16 protein-coding genes are annotated in these 13,836 nt (G+C 54.3%); 6 read left to right on the top strand and 10 right to left on the bottom strand.

The genetic code is table 11. The annotated features are described in order from the left end of the window. Nucleotides 1-4 precede the first annotated feature (4 nt). Complete coding sequence (locus tag AC1XYH_RS06965) at nt 5-886, bottom strand: mechanosensitive ion channel family protein (RefSeq protein ID WP_483325904.1); 882 nt, start codon at nt 884-886, stop codon at nt 5-7. 504 nt (nt 887-1,390) lie between these two features. Between AC1XYH_RS06965 and AC1XYH_RS06970 the strand changes: the two genes are divergently transcribed. Continuing rightward, nucleotides 1,391-2,518 (top strand): zinc-binding dehydrogenase, encoded by a 1,128-nt coding sequence (locus tag AC1XYH_RS06970; protein ID WP_483325905.1) that lies wholly within the window; start codon nt 1,391-1,393, stop codon nt 2,516-2,518. Nucleotides 2,519-2,621: 103 nt separating this feature from the next. On the opposite strand, the gene AC1XYH_RS06975 is transcribed toward AC1XYH_RS06970, so the two are convergent. Beyond that, the gene (locus AC1XYH_RS06975; RefSeq protein WP_483325906.1) at nt 2,622-3,038 is read right to left on the bottom strand and encodes a hypothetical protein; all 417 of its coding nucleotides are present in this window, start codon (nt 3,036-3,038) and stop codon (nt 2,622-2,624) included. 189 nt (nt 3,039-3,227) lie between these two features. Then, complete coding sequence (locus AC1XYH_RS06980; RefSeq protein WP_483325907.1) at nt 3,228-3,524, bottom strand: DUF2959 family protein; 297 nt, start codon at nt 3,522-3,524, stop codon at nt 3,228-3,230. Between AC1XYH_RS06980 and AC1XYH_RS06985 the strand changes: the two genes are divergently transcribed. Then, nucleotides 3,467-5,019, top strand: a protein-coding gene (locus AC1XYH_RS06985; protein ID WP_169850854.1) for an IS3 family transposase whose coding sequence is annotated in 2 segments (ribosomal slippage) — nt 3,467-3,929 and nt 3,929-5,019 — 1,554 coding nt in all. Because the reading frame shifts where the segments join, the coding sequence is not laid out codon by codon here. The two genes, AC1XYH_RS06980 and AC1XYH_RS06985, sit on opposite strands and share 58 nt — an antisense overlap. On the opposite strand, the gene AC1XYH_RS06990 is transcribed toward AC1XYH_RS06985, so the two are convergent. Beyond that, nucleotides 4,976-5,542, bottom strand: a complete 567-nt coding sequence (locus AC1XYH_RS06990) for a DUF2959 family protein (protein ID WP_483325908.1) — start codon at nt 5,540-5,542, stop codon at nt 4,976-4,978. The genes AC1XYH_RS06985 and AC1XYH_RS06990 overlap by 44 nt on opposite strands. Nucleotides 5,543-5,910: 368 nt before the next feature. On the opposite strand from AC1XYH_RS06990, the gene AC1XYH_RS06995 reads away from it, so the two are divergent. Next, the gene (locus AC1XYH_RS06995) at nt 5,911-6,630 is read left to right on the top strand and encodes a CHASE domain-containing protein (protein ID WP_483325909.1); all 720 of its coding nucleotides are present in this window, start codon (nt 5,911-5,913) and stop codon (nt 6,628-6,630) included. 20 nt (nt 6,631-6,650) lie between these two features. Here AC1XYH_RS06995 and AC1XYH_RS07000 read toward each other — a convergent pair. Further along, a protein-coding gene (locus tag AC1XYH_RS07000) for an IS3 family transposase (RefSeq protein WP_169850854.1) occupies nt 6,651-8,203 on the bottom strand; the annotation gives its coding sequence in 2 pieces (ribosomal slippage) (nt 6,651-7,741 and nt 7,741-8,203; 1,554 coding nt in all). Nucleotides 8,204-8,402: 199 nt separating this feature from the next. Here AC1XYH_RS07000 and AC1XYH_RS07005 point away from each other — a divergent pair. After that, nucleotides 8,403-9,113, top strand: coding sequence for a GGDEF domain-containing protein (locus AC1XYH_RS07005; RefSeq protein ID WP_483325910.1), 711 nt, complete (start codon nt 8,403-8,405; stop codon nt 9,111-9,113). A 36-nt stretch (nt 9,114-9,149) separates the two neighbouring features. Here AC1XYH_RS07005 and AC1XYH_RS07010 read toward each other — a convergent pair whose 3' ends face one another. From AC1XYH_RS07010 to AC1XYH_RS07025, 4 genes are all read right to left on the bottom strand, one after another. Next, a complete protein-coding gene (locus AC1XYH_RS07010) occupies nt 9,150-9,371 on the bottom strand; it encodes a penicillin-binding protein (RefSeq protein WP_483325911.1) in 222 nt (73 codons plus the stop codon). Nucleotides 9,372-9,472: 101 nt separating this feature from the next. Beyond that, nucleotides 9,473-10,252 (bottom strand): DUF4062 domain-containing protein, encoded by a 780-nt coding sequence (locus tag AC1XYH_RS07015; protein WP_483325912.1) that lies wholly within the window; start codon nt 10,250-10,252, stop codon nt 9,473-9,475. A 100-nt stretch (nt 10,253-10,352) separates the two neighbouring features. Beyond that, the gene (locus AC1XYH_RS07020; RefSeq protein WP_483325913.1) at nt 10,353-10,664 is read right to left on the bottom strand and encodes a hypothetical protein; all 312 of its coding nucleotides are present in this window, start codon (nt 10,662-10,664) and stop codon (nt 10,353-10,355) included. A gap of 316 nt (nt 10,665-10,980) precedes the next feature. Beyond that, complete coding sequence (locus tag AC1XYH_RS07025; RefSeq protein ID WP_483325914.1) at nt 10,981-11,421, bottom strand: MaoC/PaaZ C-terminal domain-containing protein; 441 nt, start codon at nt 11,419-11,421, stop codon at nt 10,981-10,983. A 121-nt stretch (nt 11,422-11,542) separates the two neighbouring features. Here AC1XYH_RS07025 and AC1XYH_RS07030 point away from each other — a divergent pair, with 121 nt between their 5' ends. Together AC1XYH_RS07030 and AC1XYH_RS07035 are read left to right on the top strand one after the other, a co-directional pair. Continuing rightward, nucleotides 11,543-11,914 (top strand): hypothetical protein, encoded by a 372-nt coding sequence (locus tag AC1XYH_RS07030; protein ID WP_483325915.1) that lies wholly within the window; start codon nt 11,543-11,545, stop codon nt 11,912-11,914. A 224-nt stretch (nt 11,915-12,138) separates the two neighbouring features. Then, nucleotides 12,139-13,371 carry a cation:proton antiporter gene (locus tag AC1XYH_RS07035; RefSeq protein WP_483325916.1) on the top strand — a complete coding sequence of 411 codons (1,233 nt, stop codon included), beginning with the start codon at nt 12,139-12,141 and terminating at the stop codon, nt 13,369-13,371. A 27-nt stretch (nt 13,372-13,398) separates the two neighbouring features. Here the strand turns inward: AC1XYH_RS07035 and AC1XYH_RS07040 are convergent, their stop codons facing one another. Further along, nucleotides 13,399-13,830 (bottom strand): hypothetical protein, encoded by a 432-nt coding sequence (locus AC1XYH_RS07040; RefSeq protein ID WP_483325917.1) that lies wholly within the window; start codon nt 13,828-13,830, stop codon nt 13,399-13,401. Nucleotides 13,831-13,836 lie beyond the last annotated feature (6 nt).

A 13,836-nucleotide genomic window follows, 5' to 3' on the forward strand; every position in this document is an offset into this window, starting at 1 on the left:
GGCGTTACGACTCTTTATCGTCTTTTCCAGCAAAGGGAATGGGACCACTGAATGTCAGTGTTCGTTGTGGGAATGGAATTTCAATTCCTGCCTTATCCAGCGCATTTTTAACGGCCGCTACTACCTGGTCGCGAGATTCGCGAATATCAACAGGCCTACTCTGGGTCCACCATGTCACCTCAAAATCAATTGAGCTCGCGCCAAAACCCTGCGCAAAAACCTGTACCGGCTTATCTTTATTGACCGTCTTGACACTCTCCACCGCTTTACGAATAACCTCGCGGCTGTCGTCCACATTTTCGCTGTAGCCAACACCGCATTGAATGGTGATGCGCCGCGATGATTGCTCGGTCAAAATACGCAACGGATTCGAATAGAGGTACCCGTTAGGCACTATGGTCAGTACCCCATCAGTGCGCCGGATATAGGTATCGCGGATGCTGATGTGCTTGACCTGTCCTTCGACTTCTTCACATTCAATATAGTCATCAATGCGCATGGGTTCGCGCATCAATAGCAGCAGCCCGGCCAGCAGGTTTTCAAAGGTATCCTTAAACGCCAGACCAATGGCGATGGACCCAACCCCCAGGCCAGCCAACAGTTTGGTTGGCGTTAACCCCGGCATTGCTATCATCGCCGCAATCAAAATGCCGATACTCCAAATGCCTATGACGATGATTTTACGAAGGGCTTCCTGCAGAGAGGGGCGCAAACCGGATCGCGTGCTCGCTTTAGTGAACACTTTCACCACAATGACTTTGATCAGCCAGGTTAAAAACAAAAAAGCCAGAGCGGCGATCAGTTGCGGGGCGCTTTCGATGGTTGATGTCAGGGCACCTTGCAGCTGATCTTTTAAAATAGCGATAGGATTAATATCAAACTCCATCAGCTTTCCTTGTACTTTGTTATTATCGAGAGTAATTCAGTTTTACCCGAAGCGGCCCGCGAGCGACTATGCCATTGTGTATAAGTTGGTAGCGCGCTATCAGCTCATAAACACCACATAAATACCCTGGTCACCAACCGGCTGCGGACAACAACACTCATCGGCTCTCGCTCACAATAGCGATCAGTTGACCGTCGGTAAAATGCTATTTCGGTGTAACCAGGCTCGCTTCATTCACCTATTACGCATGCGCGATCAACTCACCGGGCTCGGTTGCGGTGTGCCTCACGACCTCGGATAAAAGACGGCGAGTTGATCATTAGCGCAATAATGCACAGAACGAAGCCCAAGGCATGTCAGTTTGGGTGGCAGCGCACTGTTTAGGCTACGATCAGACAGTCCAGCGACGCGCATCACTCAGGCGCTAAGGGCTTGCCCCTCGTTATATGCGCTAACACCGGTTAGCGCAGTGCCAGAGCACCTATCTTTTTCAGGAGAATAAAAGTGTCAGATACCAACATCGAACTTATTTCCACCATTAGCGAAAACAACAAGCTGGAACTCGCCCTGCGCGAGATCGAGATTCCCGAGCCCGGCGAAAACGACGTGATCATCCGCATCGAAGCCGCCCCCATTAACCCGTCGGATCTGGGCGTGATGTTCAGCGCGGCCGATATGACGACTGCCAAGCAATCCGGTAGCGCCGATCGCCCGGTCATCACTGCCGATTTCCCGGCCAAGTTTATGGGCGCTGTTAAAAATCGCATTGGCAAGGCGATACCCGTGGGCAACGAAGGCGCTGGTACCGTCATCGCTGCTGGCTCATCCGCCGCTGCACAAGCGCTGATGGGAAAAACCGTCGCCTTCATCGGCGGTGGTAGCTACCGCAAATTTCTCCGTGCCAATGTGCAGAGCTGTCTGGAACTGGAGTCGGGTACTACTGCGGTTGAGGCCGCTTCCAGCTTCGTTAACCCGCTGACCGCATTGGCCATGGTAGAAACCATGCGCGCTGAAGGTCACAAGGCTATCGTTCACGCGGCCGCCGCTTCTAACCTCGGGCAAATGCTTAACCGCATCTGCATCGCCGACGGCATCGACCTGGTCAATATCGTCCGCAAGCCAGAACAGGAAGCCTTGCTGCGCGATCTGGGTGCCAAGTACGTGGTCAACTCTAGCAGCGATAGCTTTATGGCTGACCTGACCCAGGCACTGATCGAAACCGGCGCGACCATCGCCTTCGACCCTATCGGTGGCGGGCGATTGACTAGCGATATCCTCACCTGTATGGAAGTGGCCGTCTCTCGCGACATCACTGAATACAGCGTGTATGGATCTACCATCTACAAACAGGTTTACGTTTATGGCGGCCTTGATCGCGGCCCCATCACACTGAACCGCAGCTTCGGTTTTGCTTGGGGTGTGAACGGCTTCTTGTTGTTCAGCGCGTTAGGGAAATTGAATAAGGACACCGTCGCTGCCATGCGCAAGCGCATCGCCGCCGAGATCAAAACCACCTTCGCCAGTAGCTACACTCACGAAGTGTCCTTGGCCGGTGCGTTAAAACTGGAGTCGATGGCGGTTTACGGCAAGCAAGCCACCGGAGAGAAGTTCCTGATCAAGCCACAGAGCTAAGTTTCAGTCTCTGGCCGCAAGGCTAGCTTGGGCGCTGGAGTCGGATCGACTTCAGCGCCTATCCCGCTCTGTTCGATGATACAAAATAATAGTCAGGCGCCAGCTACTGCCCGGCAGGCACCAAGATCATCTGGCGATCGACAAAGCCTAGGCGATAAGCCGTAGTGCTAGACTCCGCAATCTCTACATAGGTTTCCGCCACACTTGCTGCGCAGTTTGGATTCGGATTCGCACGAACTAAATACCGCCCGGCATTCAAGTGGATCTCAAGCTTCTGACCCACATCAATACGCGCAATATCTTCACCGTCGAGTGAAATTCCAGGCTTGCATGCAGCGCCTCTCATGCCCGTATCGCGCTGGAGTAGTAACAGCCCAGTATTTTCACCCGGGACACGATAATTTTGCGTTCTCCACGTTGACGGCGGAACCGTCAATCCGTTGTAACCTTGGACCGGAACGGTGGGGCCTACGCAACCTGTCAGTATGGCGACGGTAAAAATAATAATAAATGCTCTCATTCTTGAGCTCTCCACATTCTCTGCTTCTTATTTTTGATACAAAAGAATTAGCATTATTGGCATTGTGATCCAACTAACAATCCCCAAAACTAGCCATCATCGGCAAACAAGTTTCAGATAGTTACCTAGAATATTCCATCCTTATGGCTCAAAGGGTCTGGAGTGGTTGCTCGTCTAACTTCATTGGTTCTAATTCTGGAGGCTGCTGATAAAGGCGTCTGATTCGGCAATGGATCTCTCCATCTCCCTGATCAGTTGGGCAACGTCGGTTTCGATACTCCCCAGTTCACCCTGTAGCGAGTCAATCGCGCGCGCATTCAGATTGTGCTTTAGAAACAGCACTTGGTCCTGGACCCCCGGTGTCAGGCTAGTTGTCGCCTGAGCTGATTTATCAAAACGATAGATCGGGGGCGTCAAAGAGAGCTGTAATGTCGAGCTATTCACCTGAGCGTAAAGCTGCCCTGCTGAACAAGTTACTCCCGCCACTCAACCACTCCGTAGCTGAGCTCGCTCGCCAAGAAGGTGTCCCCGAAGCGACGCTGTATGCTTGGCGCACCAAGCTCAAAGCAGGAGGCGCGGTAGTGCCTGGAGACAAGAACAACACCGATGACTGGCCCGCTGAAGCCAAGTTCGCAGCGGTATTGCATGCGGCCACCCTGAGCGAGATCGAGCTCAGCGAATACTGCCGCAGCAAAGGTTTGTACCCCGAGCAAATCAGCGCGTGGCGTCAAGCCTGCATTACGGGCCAGATGTCCGCTAAAGCGCAGCTCAAGGCAGAGCGAGATCAAGCACGTGCCGACAAGAAACGCATTACCGAACTGGAGCGCGAGTTGCGGCGCAAGGACAAGGCGCTGGCGGAAACCGCCGCCATATTGGTACTGAGAAAAAAGATGAATGCCTTCTGGGGAAACGACAGCGAGGACGTTTGACCTCGCTGCCAGAACGGCAACAACTCGTTGAACGCTTTAACCACGCCGTCGCCTCTGGCGCGCGCAAGGCGGTGGCCTGCGCAGAGATCGGCCTGTCGTTACGCAGCCTGCAACGCTGGGCGCTGACACCGGTTATACAGGCCGATGTGCGTACGACCACGCCACGTCCGCGCCCGAGCAATGCCCTGAGTGCTGAGGAGCGTCGCACCATCCTGGAGGTCTGTAACAGCCCGCCATTTGCCAGCTTGCCGCCGAGTCAGATCGTGCCAAGGCTGGCCGATCAAGGCCGCTACCTGGCTTCAGAGGCGACCTTTTACCGCGTGCTGAAAGCCGCTGATCAGCAGCATCGCCGCGGTCGCAGTCATGCGCCGCACAAGCACGCCGCACCGACCACGCACAGTGCAACGAAGAGCAATCAGGTCTGGTCATGGGACATCACCTACCTGCCATCGCCAGTGCGCGGGCAGTATTACTACCTGTACTTGATCGAGGATATCTACAGCCGCAAGGCCGTGGGCTGGGAGGTTTACGAGCAAGAAAGCGGCGAGCGGGCGGCCGGACTGATGCAGCGTACCGTGCTCGGCGAGCGCTGCGCGGGCCAACCCCTGGTGCTGCACTCGGATAACGGTGCGCCAATGAAATCAGTGACGCTGCTGAGCAAGCTGTACGACCTTGGCATCACCCCGTCGCGCGGACGACCCCGTGTAAGCAATGACAATCCCTACTCGGAATCGCTGTTTAGAACCCTGAAATACTGCCCGCAATGGCCGCAGGATGGCTTTGCCGATTTGGAAGCCGCACGCAGCTGGGTGCGCGACTTTATCCGCTGGTACAACCATGAACACCGCCATAGCCGCATCCGCTTCGTGACCCCGGCACAGCGCCATCGCGGCGAGGATCAAGAAGTACTGGCCAAGCGTCATGTGCTGTACCAGCAAGCCCGTCATAGACACCCTCATCGCTGGTCAGGTGCAACGCGAAATTGGCAACCTATCGGCGCCGTCACACTCAACCCAGAGAGGGAGCAGCCGGCAGTGAAAATAGCAGCTTAAAAACACGGCTGACGCGACAACTACCTTGCAAAACGCCGTGGAATGCTCGTAATACTGGCTCCATGCGGGCCTCTGCACTGCGCATAGCCTTGATGAGTCCCTGGTACTGCCGTCGTGTCTGGATTAGCTTGGCTGCACTTTGGCGTTTGAGGCTGGCGCTGCTATATAGCTCAATTTCATCCTCCCACTCATCGAACAATGCCTCGGAAACATCTTCGACCGCATCAATGCGCACGGTCACCGCTTTAGCTGCGGCTTTACTGTCTTCGTATTCGTCGTTCAGTCTGTCGTAGCGTGTGGCCAGGTCCTGATCCTTGATCTGAATAATGGATCGGAATTGCGCCAAGGCGGACTCGAATTGCTCCTTTGCATCGGTCTGCGCTTCCTGAGCCGACTCCACGCGATCAACCATGATGTCGCGTTTGTGAACGCCCACTCTCTCCATCGCGCCGTAATACGCCGACTGACAGCCCGCGGCTGCCACCACCAACAAAGAAACGAAAAGCAAACGAATGAACGACATGCGTCATTACCTCTAGTTAAATTCAGATGAGCTAGATCAGAGCAGATGACCGCCTTAGCGCACAGGATTACGCATAGCGTATGTCTGGATGACGAAATCACACAAGCGGGATTGTCGGTAGTCCTTGCCCGTTCAGGAGCGAGTGCTGTCAGGTGAGCTTGGACAGTTACATGACACGGAGTGATGGTGCTGGCAATCTGCCTGCTGCACTATGCGTCTGTGCGGAACTGTTGCACTCATGGATCGTCATATTCAGGAATTGCTGCGAGATCAGTGTCAGTGTTTATTCACTTGAATCATTACGTTGGAGACCCTTTGCATTGAAGCGCGTTAGAACTCTGGGGCCCAAGCGGCCGCCGGCCGCCAAGTTGAAGCGCTCTCCCTTTGTCCCGATTGTGATCCTGGCTGTGCTGGGATTGTCTCTCTGCGCGGCATTGAGTCGTAGCTTTTACGTTCAGGATACCTTGGCAATTTCCAACGAATTTCAGGGTGATATTGACCAGATTGCGGCGGTATTGGAGCGGGAGGTACTTCTCAACCTCGAGGTGCTTTTTGCTTTGAAAGCGGCCATCGAGGTTGTGCCCGGTATGGACGCTGAGCGTTTCAAATCCATCACCCAAGGCATACTCGAGCGTTCACCTGCGATCATGGCCTTTGCTTGGGCCCCGTCCATTGAGCGCAACCAGATAGCGAATTTGGAAAGGGAACAGCAGCGCCTTTTTCCGGATTGGCGTCTTAGCGAAAGTGATGCTGAAAACAGAGTGGTTCCTGTAGCCGAACGGAGCTGGTACGTCCCTGTGCAGTTCATAGCGCCATTGGAGAAGAATGGTGCTGCGATGGGTTTTGACCTAGCCAGTGAAGCCAATCGACGCGCAGCAATTGAAACTTCACGCGACACGGGCAGGATGGTTGCGACTGCTGGCATCAAACTGGTGCAAGAGTCTGAAAAACAGCAGGGTTTTTTGGTGTTTGCTCCCCTTTATAAGGGCCGACCGACCAACCTGGAACAGCGGCGTGAGGCCCATTATGGTTACATTAACGGCGTCTTTCTGGTTGGGGAACTGGCCAATCGGCGTTTTGCAAGGTAGTTGTCGCGTCAGCCGTGTTTTTAAGCTGCTATTTTCACTGCCGGCTGCTCCCTCTCTGGGTTGAGTGTGACGGCGCCGATAGGTTGCCAATTTCGCGTTGCACCTGACCAGCGATGAGGGTGTCTATGACGGGCTTGCTGGTACAGCACATGACGCTTGGCCAGTACTTCTTGATCCTCGCCGCGATGGCGCTGTGCCGGGGTCACGAAGCGGATGCGGCTATGGCGGTGTTCATGGTTGTACCAGCGGATAAAGTCGCGCACCCAGCTGCGTGCGGCTTCCAAATCGGCAAAGCCATCCTGCGGCCATTGCGGGCAGTATTTCAGGGTTCTAAACAGCGATTCCGAGTAGGGATTGTCATTGCTTACACGGGGTCGTCCGCGCGACGGGGTGATGCCAAGGTCGTACAGCTTGCTCAGCAGCGTCACTGATTTCATTGGCGCACCGTTATCCGAGTGCAGCACCAGGGGTTGGCCCGCGCAGCGCTCGCCGAGCACGGTACGCTGCATCAGTCCGGCCGCCCGCTCGCCGCTTTCTTGCTCGTAAACCTCCCAGCCCACGGCCTTGCGGCTGTAGATATCCTCGATCAAGTACAGGTAGTAATACTGCCCGCGCACTGGCGATGGCAGGTAGGTGATGTCCCATGACCAGACCTGATTGCTCTTCGTTGCACTGTGCGTGGTCGGTGCGGCGTGCTTGTGCGGCGCATGACTGCGACCGCGGCGATGCTGCTGATCAGCGGCTTTCAGCACGCGGTAAAAGGTCGCCTCTGAAGCCAGGTAGCGGCCTTGATCGGCCAGCCTTGGCACGATCTGACTCGGCGGCAAGCTGGCAAATGGCGGGCTGTTACAGACCTCCAGGATGGTGCGACGCTCCTCAGCACTCAGGGCATTGCTCGGGCGCGGACGTGGCGTGGTCGTACGCACATCGGCCTGTATAACCGGTGTCAGCGCCCAGCGTTGCAGGCTGCGTAACGACAGGCCGATCTCTGCGCAGGCCACCGCCTTGCGCGCGCCAGAGGCGACGGCGTGGTTAAAGCGTTCAACGAGTTGTTGCCGTTCTGGCAGCGAGGTCAAACGTCCTCGCTGTCGTTTCCCCAGAAGGCATTCATCTTTTTTCTCAGTACCAATATGGCGGCGGTTTCCGCCAGCGCCTTGTCCTTGCGCCGCAACTCGCGCTCCAGTTCGGTAATGCGTTTCTTGTCGGCACGTGCTTGATCTCGCTCTGCCTTGAGCTGCGCTTTAGCGGACATCTGGCCCGTAATGCAGGCTTGACGCCACGCGCTGATTTGCTCGGGGTACAAACCTTTGCTGCGGCAGTATTCGCTGAGCTCGATCTCGCTCAGGGTGGCCGCATGCAATACCGCTGCGAACTTGGCTTCAGCGGGCCAGTCATCGGTGTTGTTCTTGTCTCCAGGCACTACCGCGCCTCCTGCTTTGAGCTTGGTGCGCCAAGCATACAGCGTCGCTTCGGGGACACCTTCTTGGCGAGCGAGCTCAGCTACGGAGTGGTTGAGTGGCGGGAGTAACTTGTTCAGCAGGGCAGCTTTACGCTCAGGTGAATAGCTCGACATTACAGCTCTCTTTGACGCCCCCGATCTATCGTTTTGATAAATCAGCTCAGGCGACAACTAGCCTGACACCGGGGGCAATCAAGCGATTGGTATCAGAAACAACCGCAGTCTGCTGTTTCAGGTGGTAGACGTTACCGACGCGCAACCTAACCCGCTGTACAGCAATGCCGATCCTGCAGCTTCCAGGTGGGTAAGTGAAATGGGGTATAAAACCCTGCTGGCCGACGTGGCGGGCCGCACCTGGAAGATTCAAGCCAAGCCGTCACAGACCTATATCGATGCCCGACGTAGCTTTCTGCCGGCGTTGATCATGGTGTCAGGTTCTTTTTTCATTGCATTGCTGGTGATCTATGCGCTGATCAACGTCAATCGGAACCGCGCTCTCGTTGCCAGCAAGGAAAAACTGGAGAAGATGTCGCTTACCGACGGCTTGACCCAACTGGCGAACCGAAGGCATTTTGATCAATTTCTCGAACAGGAGTGGGCTCGGGGCGTGCGACAAACCCAACCACTGTCATTGATCATGCTGGATATTGATCACTTCAAGCTCTACAACGATCATTATGGGCACCCCGCTGGTGATGAGTGCCTGAGAAATGTAGCGCGCGTTCTACAGGGTGTCGTGCGCAGGCCGACCGATATGCTGGCCCGCTACGGAGGGGAAGAGTTCGCGATCATTCTGCCCGATACGGCAAATGGCGAGCTCGTCGCCGAAGCCTGTCGAGCCGCCATTGAACAGGCGGCGATGCAGCACGAGTTTTCCGATGTCAGTAATCGAGTGACGATCAGCGCAGGCGTATGCTCAATGGTGCCGGGGGAGCCCAACAGTCTGGATGAACTCAAGCAACACGCAGACGCTGCGCTCTACCGTGCGAAACATGCGGGTCGAAATAGAGTGGAAATGTGTTGAGCAAAAACCGTCAACTGACGGCGGTTTACTGGCCGCTTAATAGGTTGAATTCGGGGAGCTCTCCGGGTTTATTTCACCATAAACCTCTTCAGGGTCAACGTCATTCATCAATAATATTTCTCTCACTGTTTCAATGTGGTCTAAGACTTTTTGGTAACGATCACCGTACTCAAATTTAGTTACTTCAATTGATCTTGGCATGTAAGTAAACGCGACTTTCAATGCGTTCAGGGATGACTCACTCATTTTTTCGCTCATTTATCTACTCATTCTCTGATTATCTGTATTCATAACGCCCGGGGCACGTGCCGATTTGTAGCCGCGGAGCGGCGGAGAAGCGGTCACCGTGCTGCCGCTTGTTAGACATCTTTCGAATTTGCCTTTGATGAGTTCTCTAGGATGCCGTTCAGCATTTTCTCGATGGCCATGAGGCCATCAACAGCCTCGTCCATTCCCATGGGCGTTCCTCTGCTAAGGACAAAGGCTGCCGCCATTTTGTCTCCACCGATGATGAGCTCTAATGCTTCTCGAAGTATTGCGTCAGGTGGCGGAGGCGTGAAGATGCGGTCAATCTTGCCTTTTAGGAAGTTGTAGCGCGGTTCTGTGAGCGGGTGACGCAGAACCGAATTGACCGCGATCTGGGATAAGACCTGGGCGTTCGGAGTGCGCTCTATAGCACCCAGGAGCTTCACTAGATCCTGAGTTACTTTTGCGGTGAGGTCCTCTGGGGAAGAGAAGAAGTTCACTACGTGGTTTTTCTTCAGCGTCTTCTTGAAATCCAGGAGCTTGAGTGCCGATTCTCCAGCCTCTACATGCTTCGGCGGTAGAAGATGTAAGTCCTCATCCATCAAATAGACGAGGCTAGGCAACCGAATTGCTTGTGCCTCCTCGTATTCCAATTGGGTCAGCGACTTTCCGGATGACGCATCAACGAAGCCGTACCTCATGCCAAATATGCCAACATATACGTTAGATGCCCGAACTAGACGCAGACACTCCTGTTTGGGACTCTCAGGAAGGGCCCCGAAAAACTCCATTGCCTTTGACGCGTGTTCAAGTCGCGTAATGGCGTCTCTCACGAGGCTTCGGTGTCGTTCAAGATCAGCAAACGTCGAACTCACGAATATGGTGATTGGCACACTGAGCCTTCCCTAAAATGTCTAACGTTTGGTTAAGGGGCGGGCTTTAGCCCGTCCGAGCGAGCGCAGCGAACGGTTTGAACCATTTGTTAGGTCTTTTCTACGCGCTCCGATTTTTCCATTCGGTAAGCATTCTCAATTTTGCGACCCCGTGGCCATCTCCATGAATCTCATCGTTTCGCGGCTCGCGAATAACTAAAAGCCGTTCATTTTTACTGGACTTGGCTAGTTCGGTTAATCTGTTTCTAAGTTCTGTTCGTGTAACTTCTGCAATTTCTAAAAGATAGTTCTCGCTAGCCGAATCAATAAAAAAATCACCGCACTCTTTGCATGAAAAAATTTTGCCGAAGGGTGAGTTAACAACCTTGAAATCTGCCGTTACAGCGCACAGCGGACATTCCTGATTATTCATAGATGCACCTTATTGATAGACCTAACAGTGATTAGATCGAACACGTCGACACAACGCGCGGCGGCCGCCACGCGTTATAAGTAAAAGGCTCATAAAACCAGTATCTTCCATGTTCTACCTCAGCTCATTTGTGCACGTTATACCGCATGCGGCTTAACACCATTAGTCGCGTGTTATACCGAATGCGCGTTGCATTCAAGCTGTAAGCGGGCGTCCTTGCCGCATCTGGGGGGAGGCGTTTGCCGGCTTGCAGTTACTGGCATAGTGCTCCAGTTTTTTGGCCCTGCCAACCATGGGGCTTCCTGGAGTTCAGTTGTTATTCACCAGCACCAAGCAAATAGTTCACAATCGCAGACATCACCAGCTGCGCATTGCAGTCTGTGGTTTCTAGCTTGCAGCTAATCACCCCAAACGCTTTACCGGGCTGCGGTGGGCTGGTACTCAGGATGGTGACTTTCACACTGAGTAGGTTAGGGAGGGTAACCGGGCGATGCCAGCGCACTTGTTCCATGCCGGATGCGCCGGTCATTGAAGTGTGTTTGAGAAAGCCGTCGACCACTATGGAGGCGGTGAGTGAAAGGGTATGCAGACCGCTGGCGATTAGCTCGCCGTAAATCGACTGGCTGGCGTGGGCTGGGTCCAGGTGAATCGGCAAGCGGTCGAACTCCTGGCAGAAGCGCAGTGAGTCTGCCTCGGTAATCTCACGCGGCCCCAGGGTAAATGTTTCGCCGGGCAGTATGTCTGCAAAATACCTCATGTGACTCCTTGTCTTTATGTGGCTGGGGTTGTTAGCACGGCCGCCGGGCCGCTGGTTTGTGCGTTAAGCAAGGCAATGGCCTGTGGTAGAGTAGCCGCTGAATCCAACACGGGTAACCCACATGCTTATATATGTTCTCATCGCCTGCGACCGCCTTGATGAAAAGCAGGAAAAAAAGCTCAAACAAAATCTGCCAGAGCTGCAAACGGCCTTGCAGGCGTACGCCGATGCGAACGAAGCGAATCATGTAACCCTGATCAATGAATGTGATAGCGACGACTCTGAAGACTGGCAGCTGGGTATCAGCCAGCCGGTAAAAAAGCACATTCAGTTAAATTTCCCGGTGAACCTGTTTAATGATCTTGCCAAAAAATACGATATTGATTGCGAGGTAGGTTATATCGAGGGCGATGTTCGCGAGCCAGTTAGCTATTTTGGTAAGCAGGAAGGGCAGGGCGAGGCGTTTTTGATTGCCGAGTATCTGGGGCTGTAGAGCGCGGTTTACGCGCCTTTTTTCTTGGCGGTTAGGCGCATGCCCGCAGTGATTTTTTGTCAGGCGCCTTTCTTGCGTCACTGTTCTTGTTTTATAAAACGATTTTCGTGTTTTAGTTACCTTCTACGCAGTTCTGGCTTTACTCAGTATGCCTCTGGATAAAGCCTAGCTATGCTGCCGCTGCAACTCTCATTTCAGCTATCTACAACAGGACATAGGGAACCATGTCTCTATTCGAAGTTATCGCCATTTTGCTGAGCCTCGCTGCGCTGTTTAGCTATATCAACGCGCGCTTCTTTGGCCTGCCCAGCAGTATCGCCATCATGGCATTCTCGTTGATCTTCTCGCTCATATTGCTTGGGCTTAATCACCTCGGCATGAGCAGCGTGGCGGATTGGGCTGAACAGCTAGTGGGCGAGGCCGACCTGGGGCCGACGCTACTCAATGGGCTGTTGAGCTTTCTGCTGTTTGCCGGGGCCTTTCATGTGAATCTGGATGAGCTGGCCGACCAGAAGTGGCTGGTGGCGTTGCTAGCGACCTTGGGGGTAGTAGTCACCACCTTCCTCGTGGGTGGCGCCATGTGGTACGTGCTGGGCTGGTTGGGTAGCCCATTGCCGTTTATCTACTGCCTCTTGTTTGGTGCTGTGGTGGCGCCAACCGATCCGGTAGCCGTGATAGCCATTCTCAAATCGCTAGACGCTCCCTCTGGTCTCACCACCAAAATTGCCGGCGAGTCGCTGTTTAATGACGGGGTTGCGGTGGTGATGTTCATAGCGATTTTGGGGATAGCGCAGGGTCAGCGTGAGGCATCGCTGGATAGCATTGGTATGCTTTTTTTGCAGGAGGCCGTGGGTGGGCTGGTGCTGGGGTTCTTGCTGGGGTTGTTGGGTTATCACTTGCTGAAGCATCTGGATAACTATCAGGTAGAGGTATTAGTCACCGTGGCGCTGGTGGCTGGGGGCTATGCGTTGGCTAGCCGCTTGCACACCTCTGGCCCGCTGGCGGTGGTCGTCGCCGGTTTGATGCTGGGCAATCATGGACGACAGTTCGCTATGTCTAAAAAGACAGAGCAACAGCTGGATGCTTTTTGGGAAATGGTCGACGAAGTCCTAAACGCCGTGCTGTTTTTGCTGGTGGGGCTCGAGCTGCTCATCATCGTCTTTGAGTGGCACGCGGTAGTGGCTGGCCTGGTTGCGATTCCGCTGGCTCTCTTAGCCCGCTACGTTGCGGTAGGCATACCCGTATTGGCTCTAAAACCCTTTAAAGAATTCAAACCCAATCCGATAAAAGCCCTGACCTGGGGCGGCCTGAAAGGCGGTATCTCGGTTGCGCTTGCGCTGTCGTTACCACTAGGCGAAGAGCGCGATATGATTCTGACGATGGCCTATGTGGTCGTGGTGTTCTCGATCCTGGTGCAGGGTTTGACGGTCAAGAAGGTGTTGGGTGCTGGCGACTGAAGCACCTGCCACATAGCGCCTTCTGAATCAGCTCGCTACGGCGGGCTGCGTACCGACCGCGATAAACCATTGCGGCTGCATCTCGGCAAAGTCGGTGCGGATATTCGAGTCTAGATAGCTTGCGGAGTCCAGCACGCAAGGCTGCCCGTCAACCCGCTGGAAAACCACCCAATGCCAGAATGCTTTGCCATCTTTCTGATGATGTTTGATGGGCAGTAAGGCTAGATCGGGTAGGGCATCCCAAGAAGTGAAGGGCAGTTCTTGATCAGATGTGACAACCTTTGCAGCAGCCAGCATACGCCTTACGTAGCGGGTATCTGACCATAGCGATGTGTCTGTCGCATAAATGCCTATGGCATTCGCCATCGCTCGCATGTCCGCATAGGGTTTGCCCAGGATGGTGGCGACGGCCGCTATGCCGCAGCCAGTGGCTTCTTCCTGAATGACGGGGTGGAGCACGAGTAG

Source organism: Pseudomonas sp. GW-45 (genome assembly GCF_056896675.1).